Source organism: Cupriavidus sp. YR651 (assembly GCF_900101625.1).
Taxonomy (GTDB): domain Bacteria; phylum Pseudomonadota; class Gammaproteobacteria; order Burkholderiales; family Burkholderiaceae; genus Cupriavidus.
Window position 1 is genome coordinate 405,862 of sequence record NZ_FMYZ01000003.1, and the last position, 21,004, is coordinate 426,865.

Genomic DNA, 21,004 nt, shown 5'->3' on the forward strand with positions numbered 1-21,004 from the left:
GAGCCTCAGTGACCGGCGATGGCCCAGTCCACGGCCGCGTCGAACAGGCGCAGACCTGGCGCCGACAGGTTCGTGAAGGTGTCGTTGGCCAGGCAGAACATCACGCGCCGCGCGGGCGCCAGCGACTCATAGTCCATCGTCGCGCCCTTCTCATAGACGAAGATCGCCGCCTTTTCCGGCTGGCCATATAGCGTGGCGATGATGCTCGCGCCCAGGCCGGGCTTGCCCCAGCTCATCGCGGCCTGCTTCTGGTAGACATTGGCCGCACCGGCCGGCATGCCCGCCGACACCGGGTGCGGTGCATTGACCAGCCACAGGTAGCGCTCTCGCGGAGCCTCGCCATAGTCCACGTCGTGACGCTTGCCCGTCATCGCCAGGTCGTCGAGCAGATCGTTTTCCCATGTCAGCAGCGGTACGGCCAACTGGCGCCAGCCCTCGCCGACCGACTTGGCGGCGATGGTCGATGACAGGATGACCAACCGGGCGTTGCCGATGCGCGATGCCGGCACATCCTGGTTCAGCACGTTGACGAGGAACCCGCGCGACTCCAGATGTTCCCGGATTTTCTGGTCTGTCGGCGCATTCGGTCCGTCGGTTTGCATCACGAGCGCAACGGTGCCGCGCGAACCCGATTCGCGGACGGAGGAAGCCGGGGCGGCGGGGGTGGCGGATACAGCGGCGGAGCCGAGTCCGGTGGCAGCGAGCAGGGCGCCGGTCAGCAGCGCGCGGCGGCGTTGGAGCATCGACATGGTAGGTCCTCAGAATTCGAACGTGGTCAGCAACGACACCTGCCGCGCGTCGCCCACGGCGACAAAGTAGCGATTGGCGCTGGAGGGGTAGTACACGCGGTTGAACAGGTTCTTCACATTGAGCTGGAAGCGCACCTTCTGCGCGCCGACGCGCGTCTCGTAGGTGGCGAACGCATCGAACACCGTATAGGCAGGCAACGTAAAGCTGTTGGCCGAGTCGCCTGGACGGTTGCCGACGTAGTGCGCGCCGCCGCCCAGCCGGAAGCGGTCGCCGCCGAAGATCTGGCCGAAGTCGTACGTGGCGAACAGCGACGCCGTGTGCTGCGCCACGTTCCAGAGACGGTTGCCGGCGTAGAGCGGGTCTTCGGTGGTCTTGGCGTCGATGTAGGCGTAGCTGGCGATGACGTTCCAGTGATTGCCAATCTGTCCGGCCACGTCGAGCTCGACGCCGCGCGACCGCGCGCGGCCGGACGTGCGCCAGTCCGTGAGCTTGGTCACATCGTTGTACTGGGACACCAGCACGTTCTTCTTGTCGATATTGAACAGCGCCAGCGTGCCGGTCAGGCCGCCCGCAAAGTCAACCTTGGTGCCCAGTTCCCAGGACTTCGCTTCTTCCGGTGCCACCGACGAGTCGATCACCACGCCGGAGGCCAGCGGTGCAATCGTCGACGTGGGCTTCAGGGATTCGGTATAGCTGCCGTAGACCGAGACCGCCGGCGTCCACTTGTAGACGATGCCCGCACGCGGCAGCCACTTGTTGCCGGAGATGTCGGTGTTGGCCGTGAAGGGCCGGCCCCGGCCCGCCACCTGGCTCCAGGTCATGTAGCGCGCGCCGCCCACCAGGATCCACTTGTCGGTCAGGTAGAGGCTGTCCTGCAGGAACACCGAGGTGCTGTGCAGGGCGTCGGTCTGGTCGCTGTCGCTGGCGGAGACGGTGCTCGATGGAGACTCCAGGCCATAGACCGGATTCTGGTAATTGAAGCGGCTGGTCGTGGCCTGCCTCAGCAGGTCGGCGCGATAGAAGCGCCGGTATTCGCTGTCCATGCCGATCTGCAGGTTGTTGCGCATGCCGGCCACCTGGAAGTTGCCGTCGACGTAGGCCACGCCATAGCTGTCCGTGGAGAGCGATCCGTGCGTGGCGTCGTTGCTGCGCGTGAGCACGCCGGTGGTGGTGTTCACGCCCGTCACGCGCAGCTGGCCCGCGTCGTAGACCTCGCGGTTGTAGCTGTAGCCGAAGTGTCCCTTCCAGTCCGCGTTGAACTGATGGTCCACGGCTAGCTGGGCCAGGTGCGATTCGCCGTCCATCTCGTTGAACGGCTCATCGAGCCGGCGTCGGCTGGGAATCGGCAGGGGTTCGTTGGTGCGCGGGTCCAGCGCGGTGCCGCGGTCGAACGGATAGAGGAACTTGCGGTACTCGTACGACAGCACGACCTGCGTATCGCGCCCGTACCAGGCCAGCGACGGCGCCACCAGCGTCTCGCGGTGCACGCCGAAGTTGCGCCAGTACTGCTCGTCCACGTAGTCCGCGACCAGCCGGTACGCCAGGCCCGATGTGCCGATCGGCCCGGTGGTGTCGATCGTGCCGCCCGCGCCGTTCTTGCCGTGGCCGTAGGTCGTGCCCAGCACCGAGATGGCGTTGTACTGCTGGAGCGATGGCCGCTTGCTGACGATGTTGATCACGCCGCCCGGGTCCATGATGCCGTAGAGCAGGGACGCCGGCCCCTTGAGCACTTCCACGCTGTCCGCCGCCGCGTTCATGCCGCGACCCTGCACCAGCGGCATGCCGTTGTGCATGATCGAGCCATCGCGGTTGCCGCCGAAGCCGCGCTTCATCAGCGTGTCCTGCGTGCCTGCCAGCGTGTTGCCCTGGGTGATGCCGCTGATGTTGTTCACGGCGTCGTCGAGATTGCGCGGCCGCTGGTCGCGCAATGCCTGGGCAGGGAGGATATTGACGGCCTGCGGGGTGTCCAGCAGCGGCAGGTCGGAGCGCAGCACGTTGGTGACCGGTGGCGGGCGGTAGCTCTCCGCCGTGGCGCTCACGGTGACGAGCGGCAACGCCGCCACGCCATCGCCGGGTGCCGGTGGTGCATCGGCTTGCGTCGTGCGCTGGCGTACCAGGATGAAGCTGCCGTCCGCCTGCGGTGCGGCGGCCAGCTCGGAGCCATGCAGGATGGCCGCCAACCCGGCGGATACGCTGTATTGGCCGCGCAGCCCCGCGCTCTGGCGGTTCGCGGTCTGCTCGGGCGTGAAGGCCAGCAGGATGCCGGCCTCGCGGCCAAAGCGGTTCAGCGTGGCCTGCAGCGGGCCGGCGGGAATGTCGTAGGCGCGGGTCGGGCCAGCGGTCTGGGTGGCACTGGATGGGGCCGTGGACTGGGCGGCGGTCTGGGCGAAGCTGGCGCCCGACAGCAGGCCGGCGCCTTGCAGGCAGGCCAGGAGGACGGCGTGTTTGAGGATAAAGCGGCTGCGGTGGCGTGCGGGCGCCTGGGGCTGTGACGGCATGACGGATTCGACAACGAGAGGTTCGGAGAAGAGAGGCTCATCTCCTATGTCACGCGAGAATCCAAAACAGACCACCCCGGGAGAAAAAAATCATGCAGGCAGGACGGTGGTCCAGAAACGGGTCACGAAATGGATGCGCACGGGCAGGGCGGTGCGCAGGGCGTCGAGGATGCGGTCGGTATCGGCCAGCGGGAAGGTGCCGGAAACGCGCAGCGCTGCCACGGCCGGGTCACAACGCAGGTGGCCGGGCCGGTAGCGGTCGACTTCGGCAAGAAAGTCCGCCAGTCGCATGTCGGCCGCCACCAGCATGCCGTCGATCCACGCGGTATCGGCGTCGGCCAGCGGACGCGGCGCATCGATGTCGTTCGCCGTGAACCGCAGTTGCTGGCCGGCGGCGACCACGCGCGTGAAGCCCGCGTTCGCGCGCGGCCGCACGGCGACGGCGCCTTCCACGACGCTGATCCAGCCGGCCTCGTCCATCTGGCGTACGGCAAAACGGGTGCCCAGCGGCTGCAGGGTGCCGTCGCGCGTCGCCACCACGAATGGGCGTGGCACGGTGGCGCGGTCCCTGGCCGTGACGATGAAGATCTCGCCGCGCCGGAGCGTGATGCGTCGCTCGGTCGCGGTCAGGTGGATGTCGATGGCGGTGTCGGTGTTGAGCCGGACCTGCGTGCCGTCGGCCAGCGTGAGGTCGCGCCGTTCGCCGACGCCGGTGTGGGCATCGGCCAGCCAGCCCTGCAGCGGTGCATGGTCACGGAGCATCCACGCGGCGCCACCACCGGCGAACAACGTGGCCAGCGCGCGAATGGCGTGGCGGCGGCCGGCGGAGCGTGGCGGCGTCAGCGCGGCCCGCGCAACCGCCGTCGCCAGCGGTGACGCCACACCGCGCAGCCGTGTGTTGACGGCCTCGATGTGGGCCCAGGCGCGTGCGTGATCGGGATGCCGGGCCAGCCATCGCCGCCATGCCGCGCGCGTGTCGTCGTCGACGTCGTCGCCCTGGAGCGTCACGAGCCATTCGACAGCGGCGTGGGCAATGTCCGGCGCGATGGCCGGTGGCGGTGGTGTGTTCATGCCGCCGGCATCGCGAAATAGCACTGCGTGCCCGCGCGCACCAGGTAGCGCTTGACGGTGGTCACCGAGATCCGCAGTGCCGACGCGATCTCCGGCTGCGTCAGGCCCTCGAGTTGTGCCATCAGGAAAGCTCGCTTGACCGGGACGGGCAGGCCGTCGAGCAGGTTGGCGATCTCTTGCAGGGTTTCCAGCAGGATGGCGCGCTCCTCGGCGGAGGGCGCGAGGGCCGGCGACTGGTGCGCCAGCGCTTCAAGATAGGCTTGTTCGAGTTTGTCGCGCCGCCACTGGTTGGCCAGCACGCGCTGCGCCACGGTGGTCAGGAACGCACGCGGCTCCAGGATCGACAGCGATTCCTCGCGGGCCAGCAGTCGCATGAAGGTGTCATGGGCGAGATCGGCGGAGCGATGCCAGCAGCCGACCTTGCGATGGAGCCAGCCCAGCAACCACCGATGGTGGCCGTTATACAGCGCGTGAATGTCCTGATGGGGACCAACGTCGGCGGCCATCATGAGGTTCCTTGTTGCCGCGACGGGTTGCAGGCATTTGAATCTAAATGAGAATCGTTATTATATGAATGGATGAGGTGCCGTGCAATGCCAGCGTCGCGCGGGCGCCACGGCGGGGGCCATGCCGTGGGCGTCGAAACGGACACATTTCCTGCGACAGATTTCTCGCTCTGGTGGAGCGTGGTGTTTCGTAGCCACCGCATGAATCGTGCTCAGGGGGCCGCCGCAACTGGATCCCACTCGCTTTGGCAGGGTTTCCTTGATTTGCCGCAATCGGCCAATGCCGCTTCGACCTAGATTGAAATTCATCAGGCCGCCGCGCAAAGGCGAATCGTCCTGCTTACCGTTCCCCCTGTGAGGATTAGCGATGGATTTCAAGACGATTCTCGTGGACCTCGGCGACGATGCGGCCCGCGACGCACGTATCGCAGCGGCGGCCGTGCTGGCCGCCAACTCGGACGGCGTGGTGGTGGGGCTGACCGCGCTGGGCGCCCGGATGCAGCCGTTTGCGGGCGCCGGCGCCGAGGCGGGTCACTACGCCGTGCTTCAGGACGAAGGATTGAAGCGACTGGCGGCGCGCGATGCAGACGCCATGCGCAGCGTGCTCGAACGCATCGCGCCGGGCGTGCGTAGCGCACAAGTGGTGGTGGAGGCGGAAGCCGGCTGGGCGCTGACGACGCACGGCCGCGCTGCGGACATCGTGCTTCCCGCGCCGCCGTCGGCAGACGAAACCGCGCCGGCACCCATGGCCAAGGCGGCCGAGTATGCGCTGCTGCATGCTGGCAGGCCGATGCTGCTGGTGCCGCCGCAAACGCCATTGAAAACGCCATTGAGTCTGGATGGCCACGCCGTCGTGGCGTGGAACGGCCGGCGCGAGGCCTCGCGCGCGCTTGCCGATGCCTTGCCACTGCTCGCGCTGGCCTCTCGCGTCACGATCCTTGTTCTCGTTACCGACGGCGGGATGGGCGACGAGGGCGCGAGCGACCTTGTGCCCTGGCTGGCGCGGCACGGCCTCGACGCAACGATTCGCGTCGAGGCGTGCGCCGCTGCCGATGACGCGTTGCTCAGGATCGTCAGCGACGTGCAACCGGCGCTGCTTGTCGCCGGCGGGTACGGACATTCCCGGCTGGGCGAACTGATCGTCGGCGGCACCACGCGCACGCTGCTGCGCAGATGCACGGTGCCGTTGTTCATGTCGCACTGACGTCTGACGCACGCATCCGCACCTGGAGACACTCATGGCATACCACACCATATTCGTGCATCTCGACACCAGCGCTCGTGCGCTTCACCGTTTCAAGCTTGGCACGCAACTGGCACACACGCACCGCAGCCGCCTGGTTGGGCTGTTTGCCGGCTTCGCGCCGGAAACCACGTGGCTGTATCTGATGAAGGAGGCCGCCCAGTATCTCAAGGAGGACCATGCTCGACGGGAGGCCCGCCGCGACGCGGTTCGCCAGCGCTTTGAGCAGGAGATGTCGGACCAGTCCATCGAATGGGAATGGCGGAACGTCGAGGGCGATCCCGTGACGGCAGTATTGCGCGAGGCGCGGGAAGCGAGTCTTTTGATCGCGGGCCAGTTCGATGCCAACGATCCTCACAGTTTTGTCGCGCCCAAGTTTGTCGAATCACTGGTGCTGGAGTCAGGCCGTCCGGTACTCGTGGTGCCGAGCGCGGGCGAGTTCCAGCACGTGGGGCAGCGCGCGCTGGTGGCCTGGGATGGCGGGCGCGAAGCCGCGCGTGCGCTGCACGACGCGCTGCCGCTGCTGGCGGGTTCCGCGGTCAAGCTGTTCTGCGCGAACACCGCGGCTCAGGCGCTCAGGGCGGACGCCGCGCCGGTAAGCCATGCGGCCCGATTGCTCGAGCGCCAGGGCGCAACCGTGTCCATCCATCACAGCCCGGCTGGCGCAGACATGGTGATCGGCGAGCGGATGCTTTCTTGCGCGGCGGACTTCGATGCCGATCTGATCGTCATGGGTGCCTACGGTCATGGCCGGTTTCGCGAGCTGGCACTTGGCGGCGTAACCCGAACCCTGCTGGCCTCGATGACAGTGCCCGTCTTGATGGCGCATTGACGCATGGTGGCGCTGGTCAGTTCATTTGCACTGGCCCTTGTTTTGTGGACGAAAGGAACGCAGCGTGACCTACAAGACCATTCTCGTTGAAGTGGGGGCCGATCCCGGCTGCCGTGACCGCCTGCGCGCCGCCGCAGCGCTTGCTGCCAGGTTCGGCGCGCACCTCGCCGGGCTCACCCCGACGGGCATCCGGCTCGGCGCCGTACGCGGTGGCAATGATGATGCGACGCATCTGGCGGAACTGGAGCGCGACCGGTTGCGCAGCCAGGCCTTTGCCTTCGGCGGCATGATGCGCGACATGGTTGCCGAGGCTGGCGCCGACATCGCGTTTTCGCATGACGTCATCGAGGAGGAGGCCGGCAGGGCCTTCGTGCTTCAAGGCAAGTCAGCAGACCTGGTGGTGATGGCGCAGCGCTCCCCGGCGGGTGTCGTGCCCTCGCTTGTCACGGACCTGCCGGAGCAGGTGCTGCTTGGCACCGGGCGGCCGGTGATCATCGTTCCGCAACTCCCGCCGCCGTTGCACGGTGGGCATCTCCTCATTGCGTGGGACGGTGGTCGCGAGGCGGCGCGCGCCGTGGCCGATGCACTGCCGCTGCTGTCGCACGCCCGGCACGTCACGGTTGTCGTTGCCGGCGGCGCGTCAACGGCACACGGTGACGGTGCGAGCCTCGGGTTGCTGCATACCTGGTTGCAGCGGCACGGCATCGTGGCAGGCCACCATGCCGTGCCGCGTGGCCACGAGCCTCCTGCGGATGCGATTCTTGCGGCGGCCGAGGCAGTGCGGGCGGACATGCTGGTGGCCGGTTGCTATGGCCATTCGCGAGTGCGGGAACTCGTCATGGGTGGCACCACGCGCTCGCTACTGCATCGTGCACCGTGGCCGGTCATGATGTCTCACTGAGTCAGCATTCCGTGCCTCATCCATAACCCGGAATCCACCGGCTACTCGTTTACCCCACGGCAATCCGCGGTCCTATGTAAGAAGCGGGTAAGGAGCATGCCTTACCTTATCTCGCGTGGACCCTGGATGGCTTCAGAGTCAGTGCGCGTATCCATGCATCAGGCTGGCGTGCGGTATCAGGTCCACGGCTGCAGCGGCAGCACCTGGTAACGCAACGACGTAAATAGCAGGAGACATGGATGCATGAAGATCTGGTCGGAAGACTGAAAGCAAGTCCTCGATATCAGGAGCTTGTCCGCAGGCGAACGAAGCTCGGATGGGCGTTGACCACCGTCATGCTCGTCATCTATTTCGGATACATCCTGCTGATTGCCTTCGACAAGGAAGTCCTTGCCGCGAAGATCGGCGATGGCGTGATGACGTGGGGCATGCCAATTGGTCTGTTTGTGATCGCTTTTACCGTGGCCATCACCGGGTTCTACGTGCGTCATGCCAATCGCGTCTATGACGATCTCACCGACCAGATCAAGCGGGAGGTCGCATGAAAGCCAATCACGCAACCCTTGCCTGCGGCGCGCTGCTTCTGCCATTGGCCGCGATGGCAGCGGGTGGAGACCTTGGGCAGGCGGTCCGGCAGCCCACCAACTGGACGGCCATCGGCATGTTCATCGTGTTTGTCATTGGCACGTTGTTCATTACGAAGTGGGCGGCATCGAAGACAAAATCGGCTGCGGCGTTCTATACGGGCGGCGGAGGCATAACCGGCTTCCAGAATGGCCTGGCGATCGCCGGAGACTTCATGTCGGCGGCATCGTTTCTCGGGATTTCCGCCGCGGTCTACGCCAATGGCTATGACGGCCTGATCTATTCCATCGGCTTCCTCGTGGGCTGGCCGATCATCACCTTCCTGATGGCGGAGCGGCTGCGTAATCTTGGCCGGTTCACCTTCGCCGACGTTGCGGCGTATCGCTTCAAGCAGGCGCCGATTCGCGCGTTCGCTGCGTCGGGCACGCTGGTGGTCGTGGCGTTCTACCTGATCGCGCAGATGGTAGGCGCCGGCCAGCTGATCAAGTTGCTGTTCGGCCTGGAATACTGGGTCGCGGTGGTCATCGTGGGTGCGCTCATGATGGTCTATGTCCTGTTCGGTGGGATGACGGCGACGACGTGGGTTCAGATCATCAAGGCCTGCCTGCTGCTTGGCGGTGCTTCCTTCATGGCCTTCATGGTGCTGGCGCAGTATCACTTCAGCCCCGAGGCCCTGTTTGCGAAAGCCGTGGAGGTCCACGCCAAGAAGGATTCGATCATGGGGCCGGGCAATTTCATCAAGGATCCCATCTCGGCAATCTCGTTTGGCATTGCGCTGATGTTCGGCACGGCCGGCCTGCCGCACATCCTGATGCGGTTCTTCACCGTGCCCAATGCCAAGGAGGCGCGCAAATCGGTCTTCTGGGCGACCACCTGGATCGGCTACTTCTATATCCTGACCTTCATCATCGGCTTTGGCGCCATCGTGCTGGTAGGAACGAATGCGAGCTTCCAGGACGGGAGCGGCAAGCTGCTTGGCGGCGTCAACATGGCGGCCGTGCACCTTGCCAGCGCCGTCGGCGGAAACGTCTTCCTCGGCTTTATTTCCGCAGTGGCGTTTGCCACGATCCTGGCGGTCGTGGCCGGACTGACGCTAGCTGGCGCATCGGCCGTTTCGCACGATCTCTATGCAACGGTATTCAAGCATGGCAACGCCACCAGCCGCGATGAACTGCGTGTCTCGCGTATCACCACGGTCATCCTTGGCATCGTCGCGGTGATCCTTGGCATTGTCTTCGAGAAGCAGAACATTGCGTTCATGGTCTCGCTGGCCTTTGCCGTGGCGGCATCGGCCAACTTCCCGGTGCTGTTCATGTCGGTGCTGTGGAGGGGCTGCACCACACGTGGCGCGACGGTGGGCGGATTCCTGGGGCTGCTGTCTGCGGTGGTCCTTACCATCCTGTCGCAGGCCGTCTGGGTCGACGTGCTCCACTACAAGACCGCGCCGTTCCCCTACACGTCCCCGGCATTGTTCTCGATGACGATCGGCTTCCTCGGCATCTGGTTCTTCTCGATCACCGACAAGTCGGCCAGGGCGCGCATGGACAAGGCTGGCTTCGAAGCCCAGGAGCTTCGCTCGGAGACCGGCATCGGTGCAGTGGAGGCGGCAGGGCATTGAACTGGAGGCCGCGGTTTATCGCGGTTCGATTTCGGGTTGCCTGCTCGACCCGGCCATTCACCAGCGCTGCGGTGAATGGCCGGGTTTGTGCCGCCCTGCGCTATGCTTGGAGTGCGGCGTGTTCCATCGCCGTGAGCGCGAACTCGTTGCATGAGGGCCGCTGAGAATCCGCGTATCGAGAGGGGGGTGCCTACATGCAGAATGCACTGGAGTTGTACGGAGCCCTGACCGGGAATTGCATTCGAGCTGCCATCGCGTTGGAAGAAGCTGGTATTGCTTACACCGCAAGAGCCGTCAACCTGGCAGCCGGAGAGCACCAAGGGCAGGCGCTCCGCTCCCTGAACCCCTTCGGCAAGGTGCCGGTCCTCGTCCGGCGTGGCCCCGGTGCCGAGTTTGTCCTCGCGCAGTCAAACGCCATCATGCTGTTCGCGGCGGAGTCCGCGCCGACGACTTTGCTTCCAACCGATCCGGTCGCGCGCGCCAGGGCATACGAGCGGTTCTTCTACTTCTTGACCGACGTTATTGCGGTGAGCCATGGAGCATTCAGGCTCCAGCAGATCGGAGCATCCGATCAGGCGAAGGCCATCAACGAATTCGCCGTAGCCGCACTGCGTGAAAGTGGCGGGTTCCTGGCGTCTTCCCCATTCATGGCAGGCGAGGCGTTTTCCATTGCCGACATCGCGGCATTCACCATTGCTCGCGCATTGCAAGACGCCATTGAATGGGATGAGCATGCCGAACTTGCCCGTTGGTATGGCGAGATCGAGCGTAGGCCTGCCGTGCAACGCGGCCTGAAGGCATTCGCGTAACGCGACGCTCGTCTTCAAGCAGGGCGCGCATCTCAGGCGTTGCCCAATCCGGTCCTCGCGAAGTCCGGATACCTAGGTCACATTCCTTCGCCCGCAGGACAACCCCTCCCAGCCTGCATTTCAGCGTCCGCGACGGAAGTCCATCGTGGCCGACATTCTGTCTGCATCCGCGGCAGGGCGACCTCACAAAATGCCTCGAACAATACTCCGGCTCTGGTTTCGCTGCGGAATTCCTGCGCTGCTTGCCCCTGGTCGCAGATCGTCCTTGACTTCCAATTAGATGGTGACTACCATCCAAATTAGATTTTGACTAACATCTAAATGGAGTGGGCATGAGGAAATCCAAGGTTGAGGCGGCCGAGACGCGCCGGCGAATCATCGAGGTGGCGGCCCGCGAATTCCGGCTCAAGGGCATCCACGCCACAGGACTCACCGATGTGATGGCCCAGGCGGGACTGACACAAGGTGGCTTCTATCGACACTTCGAGTCCAAGGATCAATTGGTCGCCGAAGCATGTGCCGAGGCGACCAGGGATGTCGTAGGTGCGCTTGAAACCGCGGCCAGTCAAAGCGACGGCAAAGAGGGTTTCAAAGCGATCGTTGAGGCTTACGTCTCAGCCGCTCACCGGGACACCGCGGCAGGCGGTTGCCCACTGGCGGCCCTGGGCAGTGAGTTGGCGCGCGCCGATGAGCAGACCCGGGCGGCAGCGTCGCAAACTTTCAACGAGCTGGTCGACGTGCTGGCAAAGCGTGCTGGCCGCCGGCAGCAAGAGGCAGCCAGATCCGATGCCGTCTTTGCGCTAGCCGCCATGGTGGGCGCCGTCACGCTTTCAAGAATCATTGACGATCCTGGCGCTTCATTGACCGTCCTGCAGGATGTCAAGCAACACCTCGGCGCGATGTAAGCGATGCCGAAAGAGCGATGACCAGTTCGGCCATCGCAATCCTTTGCATTCGCGACGAATGCGTATATCCATCAGTGGAGATTCAAGATGCAACAACGCAAATACCTGATCACTGGCGCCACCGGCAAGACTGGCGTCCATACGATTCGCGAGCTTCTCAACAAAGGCCATGCTGTCCGGGCTTTCGTACATCAAGAGGATGAACGCAGCGAAGCGCTTCGCAACGAAGGTGCTGAAATCGTCGTCGGCGATCTTCTGGAGCACGATGACATCATCCGTGCGATGGAAGGTGTAAATGGCGCGTACCTCTGCTACCCGGTTCGCCCGGGCTTTATCCAGGCCACCTCGTATTTCGCCGACGCTGCTCGGCGTGCTGGCGTCGAAGTCGTCGTCGAAATGTCGCAAATTTCCGCCCGGGATGATTCGGAGAGCCACGCGGCGCGCGATCATTGGATCGCCGAGCGCGTGCTCGATTGGTCGGGCGTGCCGACCGTCCACATTCGCCCGACGTACTTTTCCGAATGGCTGACGTTCCCGTGGGTGAGGGATCCGATCGCCAAGGAAGGCAAGATCACACTACCGTACGGTGCCGGACGGCACGCTCCGATTGCAGCCGAGGATCAGGCGCGCCTGATTGCCACGATCCTCACGCAACCGGCCGGTCATATCGGGAAGACCTACCCGCTTTACGGTCCTGTTGAACTGAGCCAGGAAGAAATTGCGGACGAACTGAGCAAGGTCCTCGGCCGAAAGATCACCTACGCGCCTTCGACCCTCGAGGAGTACCGCGAGCACCTCGAGAAATACGATCTGCCGGAGTTCGTGATCCAGCATTTCCTTGCAACGGCTGTCGATTATCAGAACGGAATCTTCTCTGGTGCTGATGGCGTTATCAGCCAAATTACCGGGAAGGCACCTCAAACCGTTGCCGACTTCGTGAAGGCCAATCGAGAGGCATTCGTTCAGTAACGCTCATCGCCTCATGCGGATCGATGACGATCCGCATGAGGCGGAAGAGTAGACCCCGATGGTCTCGGAGCACGCTCAGCTTTCGAAGGGGGCCCCGAGCAGAAGGTCGCAGACATTGGGGATCTCTAGACCAGGTACCAGGCGGCGCCCAACGTCGGCCAGCCCCGTTCCGATGGCGGTGTGCGGCTTCTTCCTGGCGACCTCGGCCAATGCCTCCGTGAACGCCTTCTTGAAGCCGAGGCGCGGGTAGAGCGCGAGCGTATCGTCGATCAGTTGGGGCGAGATTTCGTCCATCCTGAGTCCCATGACGTCGACATGGGCACCGAAGTGGACGAGCGCGACTTCCGGCTCCCTGCGATCGGCGATGTCAGCGGACGAATGAAGCGCAATGGCATCCCAGACGATGTCGATTTTCGTCTTCGGATAGTCGTGGGCGTGCAGGAACTTGCTCGCGGCGTCGGCGCCATCGACTTCGAAGCGCTTGTCGGCAGCGTGATCCTTCGTAAGGCCCAGATCGTGAAGCAGTGACGCCAGATAAACCAACTCGCGGTCGTATTTCATCCCCCGCTTCTTGCCGATGAACTCCGCAAACCACCATGTCCGGTGGACGTGATTGAGGAGCGACTTCGAATGGACTTGCTCGGCAAGCATGGCGGCTTTACGGGCAAGGTCCGAGTCCGGCGCGATGATGCCGCCAATGGTGACAGGGATGTTCATGGGTGTTCCTCGAATGCTTGATTCATTCAGATCGTTCTCGTCCTGAGAATAGATTCCCCTGTGTTTGGCAGCAATGACAAACGGTCCTCGTTATTGGCCGTTCGATTTCGCAGGCACTTTCGGGTCGATTGGGGGCAGCTATCAGAAGAAGATCGGCGTAATGCCTCGGCGATAGTTTTCGCCACCGGGAAGCAATCTCTGGCGCAATGCGCGTCAAGCCTGCGAATGCCCGAAGCGGCGACGATAATCCTGCGGAGACACACCATAGGTCTTCACGAATGCACGGCGCATGCGTTCGTCGTCGCCAAAACCGGTCCGACGCGCGACCACCTGGATCGCATCATGCGCCGATTCGAGAAGGCGTCGTGCCGCCTCCGTGCGCAGCTTCTCAACCGCCCGTGCAGGGCTTTCCCCCATCTCGCGAAGATAGACGCGAGCGAAGTTGCGCGGGCTCATCCGAGCCGCTTCCGCCAGTGCCGGGACCGACAAGTCCGCTTCGAGATTGGCCCGGATCCAGTCATGAAGGTCGTCGAACCGACCGCGCGCGTCACGCATTTGCTGGCGCAGCTCGACGCTGAACTGCGACTGGCCACCTGGCCGCTTGAGAAACAGAACCATCCCGCGCGCCACAGTGAGCGCCGCCAAATGGTCCAGATCGTCCTCGATCATTGCCAGCGCCATGTCGATTCCGGCTGAGACGCCGGCCGATGTCCAGATATGGCCAGAGGTGACGAAAATCGCGTCGGGCTTGATGTTTATGGTCGGATGCTGGCGCTCGAGCCGGCTGCAGGCGGACCAGTGTGTCGTTGCCTCGCGGCCATCGAGGACGCCGAGTTGGGCGAGGACGAATGCTCCGGTGCAGATGGAGCCGAGCCGACGCGGCCGGTCGAGATAGTCCACCAGCCTGGCTCGCAGCGATGCGGTCGCGGCGGCGGGCATGATGAGGTCGCCACCCGCAACGAGCAGTGTGTCGACGGAAGCGATCACCGCCTCATCGAGGCGCACGGTTTCCAGTTTCACGCCAGTATCGGTGGAAACGGAGCCGCCGAACTCGGAGGCCAGAATGACCTGATAGGCAGGGCGACCATCCTCGAAGCAAGCGTCGCTGAAGGCCTGCAGCGGACCGGATATGTCCATCAGCTTGGCACCGTCGTAAGCGACGATGACAACCTTGCGCGGCGCTTGCCCGCCCGATCTGGCGGTTTTAGACATCGTTGACATGGCTCCCGGTGTGCAGTGGCGCCGCCAGCGCTGCTATCGCGCCTGGGAGTGGCGGCGGGCAGGCACCACGACGAAACGGCCCGGAGCGACTGGCTGGCGGGCTTTACCCGAAGCTTATGAGTTGTCGCCGCATGGCCGCAATGACAATGGCACCTCGTTTTCTGCCAATCTCCAGCGTCAATGCTTGACGACAGGGCTCGTGCTCCTCGATCACGCTGAATCGATGGCGGTCCCGTGTGGCGAAAGGAATACTGCCTGGCCGGCCTGCCAGAACACAATGTCGGAATCGCCACTGATTATGTCGATATCGCCAGTTGGCGGGCGGTCGCTCGTGCCGGATGATGCCTGCGCAATTTCGAGATCTGTCCAAAGCGTATGGAGTATCCAATGACCGAGCAAACCGCCATGGAAAGTGGCATCCCTGACTGGCATATCGCGGGCGAGTGGTTCGACGTCTGTTCGTGCAACTCACCCTGTCCATGCACCTTCGCCCAGGCGCCTACGAACAATCATTGCGAAGTGCTCTGGGCCTACCGGATCAACGCGGGCCACTACGGCGGTACGCCGATGACGGGTCTCTACGTTGTTCTGCTCGCCGGTTTTGACGGCAATCTTTGGGGTGAAGCGAAACTCGACTGCGGATTCTTCTTCGATGCCAGGGCGGATGATGTCCAGCGGGAGGCGTTGATCAACATCTTCACCGGCAAGGCTGGAAGTTGGATGGCCCAGTTCGTGCCGGCGCGCGTCCGCCAGGTCAACGGCATGGAGTTCGCGGATATTTCGGTTGAAATCGACAGCGATCTGGAGCGTTGGAGCGTGAAGGTCGACGACCGTGTCGACGCAAGCGGGACGCCAATGTACGGGCCAACGTCCGATAAATCGAAGCTTCTGCAGAGCTTCAATCCCCCGGGTAGCGAGGTGGGTCCGACCACCGCGCCGGTGACTTGGGGCAAAGGCACGGGTGGACGCTGGACGGCGTTCGGCTTCGAGCAGAACATCCCGGCCGGCCAGGCGAGCAAGCATATTCCGTTCGACTGGCACGGGCCCGAACAATCATGAGAGCCGTCCTCGCCGCTTCGCGCTCGGCGATCATTTCGCTCGGGCGCGGTTCGGCGGCGCCGGGCTGGACGATCGCCATCGTCGGGCTCAGCGCCGCCGCCTGGCTCGCCATGCTGTTCTGGATGGGCGGGATGGACCATGGGCCGGGAACGCCGCTGCATGATCTGCCGATATTCCTGATCGGCTGGATCATCATGCTTACCGCCATGATGCTGCCGTCGGAGCTTAACTATGTCGCGGCGTTCGGCATTCTGCTCAAGGGTCGCGGCAAGACCGCTGGCGAGCGCCAGCGCCGGATCCAGTCCTTTATCGCCGGCTATGGCATCGCCTGGATTGCTTATGGGATGCTTGCCTATGCGCTGGACTCGGCCGTTCGCTCGGCCGGTCTGGATTGGGTCTCCTGGAGCCGGGCGGGACCGTATCTGGCCGGATCGACACTGGTGCTTGCGGGTCTCTACCAGTTCTCGACGCTCAAGCACGCTTGCCTCACTGGCTGCCGTTCCCCGCTCTCCTTCTTCTCGCGCTACTGGAGGGAGGGCAATGGCGGGGCGGTAGTCATGGGCTTCCGGCATGGGCTGGTCTGCGTTGGATGCTGTTGGGCCCTGATGACGGTGATGTTCGCCGTCGGCGTCATGAGCTTCTCATGGATGGCATTGCTGACCGTCTTCATGTTCGCGGAGAAAATGCTGCCGCAAGGCAAAAGGCTGGCGACCGCAATCGCGATCTTCCTGGTGGTGATGGGGATCTGGATCGCGGTGGCGCCCAACACGGCGCCCCTCCTCAAGCATCAGTTCCTCTACCGCGCTCCGATCTGCCATGGGCACTAGCCCGTGGCAGGATTTACGGTGGTAAGTGTCATTTCCACTGGCCACTCGGCGCGTTAGAGTTTCGCCGTCATCAGGCAGCCTATCGCGGGGTACAAGCCATCGCGGCGCGAGCTGTCCCCGTCTTTCAGAGCACAAGCGCGCAGTTGATCAAGCCATGCCACCGCAGCGAACAATCGAGATCGGTATCGTCCTGTTTCCAGGCGCGCAGCTCGCCGCTGTGTACGGCCTGATCGATCTGTTCGCCGTCGCCAATGGCATTGCCGCGCGTCGGGGAGGGCAAGATGCCGTTACCCTGGATATCACCCAGTGGCGGCAATGCGAGCTACAGGGGATACCCGTTCGGGACACCCATGTTGCCAGCAATCGGGATGGCTCTCCCGCGGTCCTGCTCTTGCCACCCTGCCTGGGCGATCCCTTGCCGCCCGAGGAGGCAGCACCCTTTATTGGGTGGCTGACGGGCCACCATCGTGCGGGGACAACGCTCGCCTCCGTATGCGGGGGCGCATTCCTTCTCGGAGAAACCGGGTTGCTGACAGGCCGCGCCGTTACCACCCACTGGGCGCTCGCTGGCGACTTCCGCCTGCGATTCCCCGGAGCACTGCTCGATGTCGACCGCTTGCTCATCGATGACGGCGACATCATGAGCGCCGGCGGAATGATGGCCTGGACGGATCTCGGCCTGAAGCTTGTGGATCGCTTCCTCGGCCCCACGGTGATGTGTGATACCGCCCGCTTTTTCCTCGTCGATCCGCCGGGCCGCGAGCAGCGCTACTACAGCGTCTTTTTCCCCAATCTGACGCATGGTGATCCTGCGGTGCTAAAGGTCCAGCACTGGCTACAGGCGACCGGCGCGAAGGATATGTCGCTTGCCTCGCTGGCCTTGCGCGCGGGGTTGGAGGAACGAACCCTGCTACGTCGCTTCCGGAAGGCAACGGGCCTGACGCCGATCGATTATTGCCAGCGAGTGCGGGTGGGCAGGGCGTGCGAGATGCTGCAGTTCGGAAATCTGGCGATTGATGCGCTCGCGTGGGAAGTTGGCTACGGCGATCCGAGCGCTTTCCGAAAGGTCTTCCACAGAGTCACCGGCCTGACGCCGGGCGAGTATCGTCGCCGGTTCACCGTTGGGCAGCGATAGGCATCGATACTGCCCTGTGTCGCTGGCTTCCTGGCAGAAATCGAGGACGCATTGTCATTTGCGCCATCACTCGTCGAACTTACACTCGGTAGTGAATGCAGCGCCCGGAAACGCCGCCTTCAACCAGTCAAACACCGAACAAGTGGAGCAAGGAAATGACGAAGTACAGCGAATTCGAATTCAGGGCACAACCTTGGTTTGAACCGGCCTGGTTCGATCGGTCCAACTTCCAGGGATTCAGTCAGTTCATCCCGATGAAGACCATCGTGATTCACTGCTTCGACCCTCGGGCGTCCGAGATCCCGCAGGCTGTTGCTGACTATTTCGGGGATGAGGTCTACCCGGGCGAGAACATTCTCGACGAAGCCGGCAACCGGATCGGCAATACGCGGACACTGTTTGCCGTGTCGAACGCAGGCGGCCGTGCCCTTTCGGCTCTGCAATCGGTTGCGACCATGGACTATCTGTTCAAAGTTCAGAACGTCGTTGTGGTGCATCACTCATTCTGTGGCGCGACGGCTTTCGCATCCGAGACCCTCATCGACGAGTTCCATGATCATCATCACGCCGACATCTCGACGATGTTCGACCACGATAGCCTCTCCATCTCGCATTTCGAGGAATCGATCAAACACGACGTCAAACTGCTTCGCGCCAGCCCGGCTGTGCCAAAGAACGTCAAGCTCTATGGCTTCTTCTACGAGATCAATTCCGGCAAGCTGACCGAGGTGGCGCGGGACATTCCTGCATAGCTCGTGGTCGTGCGCCGATGTGCTGCCGGGGTCTGGCGCTGCCGTTCAAGCCACGGCAGCACCAAACGCAATCCGCGGTGCTTGCCTTCAGATCAGTCGATCGTTGCGCCCGACTGCTTCACGACGGCGTCCCACTTGGTGCTCTCCGACTTGATATAGGCGCCGAGTTCCTCCGGTGTCGAACCCACCGGCACGATGCCGTCGGTAAGAAAGCGCTGGCGCAGATCCGAACTCTTGACCAGGGTGGCAATCTCGCTGCTCAGGCGCGCAACGATCGGTTTCGGCGTGCCCCGAGGCGCCAGCAGCGCGTACCACACATTGGAGTCGTAGCCGGGCACGCCGGATTCGGCGACAGTGGGCACGTCAGGCATCGACACTGCGCGATTGGCGGTCGATACGGCCAACACCCGCAGCTTGCCTGCCTTGATCTGCTGGGAAGCGAGCCCGTAGCTGGCAAACATGGCGCTCACCTGCCCGGCCAGCAGCGCGGGCATGGCCGGCCCGGCGCCCTTGAAGGGAACGTGCACAAGGTCGATGCCGGCCTTCGATTTCAGCAATTCCATCGACAGATGCGGACCACTGCCATTCCCCGACGATCCATACGTGTACTTGCCCGGATTGGCCTTGGCCAGCTTGATGAACTCAGCCAGATTGCGCGCCGGCACCGATGGGTGCACCACCAGGAAGTAAGGCGCCGAAGCCAGCAGGGACACGGGCTCGAAATCCTTGACCGGGTCGTAGGGCAGGTTGCGATACAGGCTCTGGTTGACGGCGAGTTGCGCCGTCAGCGCCAGTACCAGGGTGTAGCCATCGTTGGGCGCCTTCGCCACCATGTCCATGCCGATATTGCCGTTGGCGCCGCCGTGGTTATCCATGATGAAACGCTGCCCGGTGCGCTGTGAAAGATACTGAGCCAGCGGCCGCCCGACGATATCCCCGCCACCGCCCACGGCATACGGCACGATCACGCGAACAGGCTTGTTTGGATAGGTGTCGGCTTGCGCACCATGCGCCCCCACGGCAGCTGCGCAGAGCAGCGTCATGGCGAAAAGTCTTCCCAGTTGCTTCGCGGCTTGAATTTTGGTGGCTTGGAACATTGCATGGTCTCCGTCTATTTATGGTTGAGGATGTTGCGCTCAGTCGAGCCAGCCGCTTGCGCGAATTCTGTCGAGGACTGCTTCGACGATGGCTGGCGCCATTCCGACATACGTGGACGGGTCCAGGAGCTGCCTGAGCGATGAGGGGTCCAGTGCGTCGCGGACCGCGGGGTCGCGCAACAGCGCCTGCTCGAAGGTGATGCCAGCCTCCATGCCTTGCATGGCTGCGGCGTAGACCAGCTCATGCGCACTTTGCTTGCCGACTTTCTCGGCGAGCGCGAACATCACCCGCTCCGACATCAGGAAGCCACCGAGCAAGTCCAGGTTGGCCCGCATCCTGCCAGTGTTCACCGTCAGGCCGGACAGCGCCTGATGCATCATTTCCAGCATGGCTGCCGTCATCATGCAGGCCTCGGGAACCGCTTTCCACTCCATCCGTACAGCGGCCACATCGCGCTCGTGCTCGGCCATCTGGGCATCGTGCATCATCGCCACGCTGTAGCGGATGGCGCGACTCAGCGTGACGACCGTCTCCACCACCGCGGGGTTCCGCTTGTGGGGCATGGTGGACGAGCCCACCTTGCCTTCGCTGAAGGGCTCGGCCACTTCACCGACCTCGTCGGACTCCAGGTTCATGATCTCGTTGGCGATCTTGCCGAGCGTCGCACCAAGCAGCCCCAGCACCCCGACATACTCGCCAAGCCGGTCCCGCGCGGGCTGCCAGCTGATCTCCGCCACATTCAATCCCAGGCGCGCCATGACCCGATTTTCCAGCGCAATGGCGTGCGGGCCGAACGACGCCTTGGTGCCAACGGCTCCAACCATCTGGCCGACAAAGGTGCGCGCCTCCAGCGCCAGCAATCGTTCATTGTGGCGGCCAAGTTCCGCCAGCCAGATCGCGCATTTATGGCCAAAGGTGATGGGCAAGGCCTGTACCGAGTGGGTGCGGCCGGCCATCGGGGTGTGCTTGTGCGCGTCGGCCAGCCGATACAGCACCCGCGCCACTGCAGCCAGGTCTCGCGTCAGGATGCGGTGCGCTTCCCGGACCTGCAACATCATGCCGGTGTCGTACACGTCCTGGGACGTCGGGCCGAAATGCACGAACTCCCCGGCTTCGTCGCCACACTGGCGCTGCAGGGCGCGCACCGCCGGCACCAGCGGGTGTTTGACGCGGCGAACCTCGATGGCAAGCTGGGCCAGGTCGAAGTGCGCGACCCGCGCCCGCGCGGCAATTTCCTGTGCGGCGGCCCTTGGGATGATCTCCAGTTCGCCCTGTTCCAGCGCCAGCGCCGCCTCGAAGTCCAGCCACTTCTGCACCCGGTTCTCTTCGGAGAACACGGCGCGCATCTCGTCCGTGCTCCACATGTGCTGCTGGAGGGACTGGTCGAACACACTGCTTGTCATGGCGGATGCCTTCTATCGTCGAAAGGGGATAGCAGTCATTCTGGGTCGGCCCAACCATTCTGTAAAATGACATGTTCGGAGACAATCATTACCAGAATGGCATGA

20 protein-coding genes are annotated in these 21,004 nt (G+C 63.6%); 12 read left to right on the plus strand and 8 right to left on the minus strand.

What is annotated here, in order from left to right:
- Nucleotides 1–5 precede the first annotated feature (5 nt).
- From BLR29_RS11540 to BLR29_RS11555, 4 genes are all read right to left on the minus strand, one after another.
- The gene (locus BLR29_RS11540) at nt 6–743 is read right to left on the minus strand and encodes a hypothetical protein (RefSeq protein WP_369804596.1); all 738 of its coding nucleotides are present in this window, start codon (nt 741–743) and stop codon (nt 6–8) included.
- 15 nt (nt 744–758) lie between these two features.
- Nucleotides 759–3,248 (minus strand): TonB-dependent siderophore receptor, encoded by a 2,490-nt coding sequence (locus BLR29_RS11545; RefSeq protein ID WP_092137102.1) that lies wholly within the window; start codon nt 3,246–3,248, stop codon nt 759–761.
- 90 nt (nt 3,249–3,338) lie between these two features.
- On the minus strand, nt 3,339–4,319 hold the full coding sequence (locus BLR29_RS11550; RefSeq protein ID WP_092137103.1) for a FecR domain-containing protein: 981 nt from the start codon (nt 4,317–4,319) through the stop codon (nt 3,339–3,341).
- Nucleotides 4,316–4,825 (minus strand): sigma-70 family RNA polymerase sigma factor, encoded by a 510-nt coding sequence (locus BLR29_RS11555; protein WP_092137104.1) that lies wholly within the window; start codon nt 4,823–4,825, stop codon nt 4,316–4,318. The genes BLR29_RS11550 and BLR29_RS11555 overlap by 4 nt, the downstream gene beginning before the upstream one ends.
- Nucleotides 4,826–5,192: 367 nt before the next feature.
- Here BLR29_RS11555 and BLR29_RS11560 point away from each other — a divergent pair, with 367 nt between their 5' ends.
- The 8 genes from BLR29_RS11560 (at nt 5,193) to BLR29_RS11595 (ending at nt 12,687) form a co-directional block, all read left to right on the plus strand.
- On the plus strand, nt 5,193–6,029 hold the full coding sequence (locus BLR29_RS11560; RefSeq protein WP_092137105.1) for a universal stress protein: 837 nt from the start codon (nt 5,193–5,195) through the stop codon (nt 6,027–6,029).
- Between the two features lie 34 nt (nt 6,030–6,063).
- Nucleotides 6,064–6,900: a universal stress protein gene (locus BLR29_RS11565; protein WP_092137106.1), complete on the plus strand. Its 837-nt coding sequence runs from the start codon at nt 6,064–6,066 to the stop codon at nt 6,898–6,900.
- A 64-nt stretch (nt 6,901–6,964) separates the two neighbouring features.
- Complete coding sequence (locus tag BLR29_RS11570) at nt 6,965–7,801, plus strand: universal stress protein (protein WP_143018446.1); 837 nt, start codon at nt 6,965–6,967, stop codon at nt 7,799–7,801.
- 239 nt (nt 7,802–8,040) lie between these two features.
- The gene (locus BLR29_RS11575; RefSeq protein WP_092137108.1) at nt 8,041–8,346 is read left to right on the plus strand and encodes a DUF485 domain-containing protein; all 306 of its coding nucleotides are present in this window, start codon (nt 8,041–8,043) and stop codon (nt 8,344–8,346) included.
- Nucleotides 8,343–10,004: a cation acetate symporter gene (locus tag BLR29_RS11580; RefSeq protein ID WP_092137109.1), complete on the plus strand. Its 1,662-nt coding sequence runs from the start codon at nt 8,343–8,345 to the stop codon at nt 10,002–10,004. The genes BLR29_RS11575 and BLR29_RS11580 overlap by 4 nt, the downstream gene beginning before the upstream one ends.
- Nucleotides 10,005–10,198: 194 nt before the next feature.
- Nucleotides 10,199–10,813 (plus strand): glutathione S-transferase family protein, encoded by a 615-nt coding sequence (locus tag BLR29_RS11585; protein ID WP_092137110.1) that lies wholly within the window; start codon nt 10,199–10,201, stop codon nt 10,811–10,813.
- A 332-nt stretch (nt 10,814–11,145) separates the two neighbouring features.
- The gene (locus BLR29_RS11590; protein WP_092137111.1) at nt 11,146–11,718 is read left to right on the plus strand and encodes a TetR/AcrR family transcriptional regulator; all 573 of its coding nucleotides are present in this window, start codon (nt 11,146–11,148) and stop codon (nt 11,716–11,718) included.
- A gap of 87 nt (nt 11,719–11,805) precedes the next feature.
- Nucleotides 11,806–12,687, plus strand: coding sequence for an NmrA family NAD(P)-binding protein (locus tag BLR29_RS11595; RefSeq protein WP_092137112.1), 882 nt, complete (start codon nt 11,806–11,808; stop codon nt 12,685–12,687).
- A 75-nt stretch (nt 12,688–12,762) separates the two neighbouring features.
- Here BLR29_RS11595 and BLR29_RS11600 read toward each other — a convergent pair whose 3' ends face one another.
- Nucleotides 12,763–13,404 carry an HD domain-containing protein gene (locus tag BLR29_RS11600; RefSeq protein ID WP_092137113.1) on the minus strand — a complete coding sequence of 214 codons (642 nt, stop codon included), beginning with the start codon at nt 13,402–13,404 and terminating at the stop codon, nt 12,763–12,765.
- 213 nt (nt 13,405–13,617) lie between these two features.
- Entirely contained in the window at nt 13,618–14,616 is a 999-nt protein-coding gene (locus BLR29_RS11605; RefSeq protein WP_092137114.1) for a GlxA family transcriptional regulator, read from the minus strand.
- 396 nt (nt 14,617–15,012) lie between these two features.
- Here BLR29_RS11605 and BLR29_RS11610 point away from each other — a divergent pair, with 396 nt between their 5' ends.
- The 4 genes from BLR29_RS11610 (at nt 15,013) to BLR29_RS11625 (ending at nt 18,398) form a co-directional block, all read left to right on the plus strand.
- Entirely contained in the window at nt 15,013–15,684 is a 672-nt protein-coding gene (locus BLR29_RS11610; protein WP_218132684.1) for a DUF1326 domain-containing protein, read from the plus strand.
- Entirely contained in the window at nt 15,681–16,511 is an 831-nt protein-coding gene (locus BLR29_RS11615; protein ID WP_176860924.1) for a DUF2182 domain-containing protein, read from the plus strand. The genes BLR29_RS11610 and BLR29_RS11615 overlap by 4 nt, the downstream gene beginning before the upstream one ends.
- Before the next feature lie 154 nt (nt 16,512–16,665).
- On the plus strand, nt 16,666–17,646 hold the full coding sequence (locus BLR29_RS11620; RefSeq protein WP_092137115.1) for a GlxA family transcriptional regulator: 981 nt from the start codon (nt 16,666–16,668) through the stop codon (nt 17,644–17,646).
- A 155-nt stretch (nt 17,647–17,801) separates the two neighbouring features.
- Nucleotides 17,802–18,398, plus strand: coding sequence for a carbonic anhydrase (locus BLR29_RS11625; RefSeq protein WP_092137116.1), 597 nt, complete (start codon nt 17,802–17,804; stop codon nt 18,396–18,398).
- A gap of 92 nt (nt 18,399–18,490) precedes the next feature.
- Here the strand turns inward: BLR29_RS11625 and BLR29_RS11630 are convergent, their stop codons facing one another.
- Nucleotides 18,491–19,495 (minus strand): Bug family tripartite tricarboxylate transporter substrate binding protein, encoded by a 1,005-nt coding sequence (locus BLR29_RS11630; RefSeq protein ID WP_092137117.1) that lies wholly within the window; start codon nt 19,493–19,495, stop codon nt 18,491–18,493.
- A gap of 39 nt (nt 19,496–19,534) precedes the next feature.
- The gene (gene purB / locus BLR29_RS11635; RefSeq protein ID WP_092137118.1) at nt 19,535–20,899 is read right to left on the minus strand and encodes an adenylosuccinate lyase; all 1,365 of its coding nucleotides are present in this window, start codon (nt 20,897–20,899) and stop codon (nt 19,535–19,537) included.
- Nucleotides 20,900–21,004 lie beyond the last annotated feature (105 nt).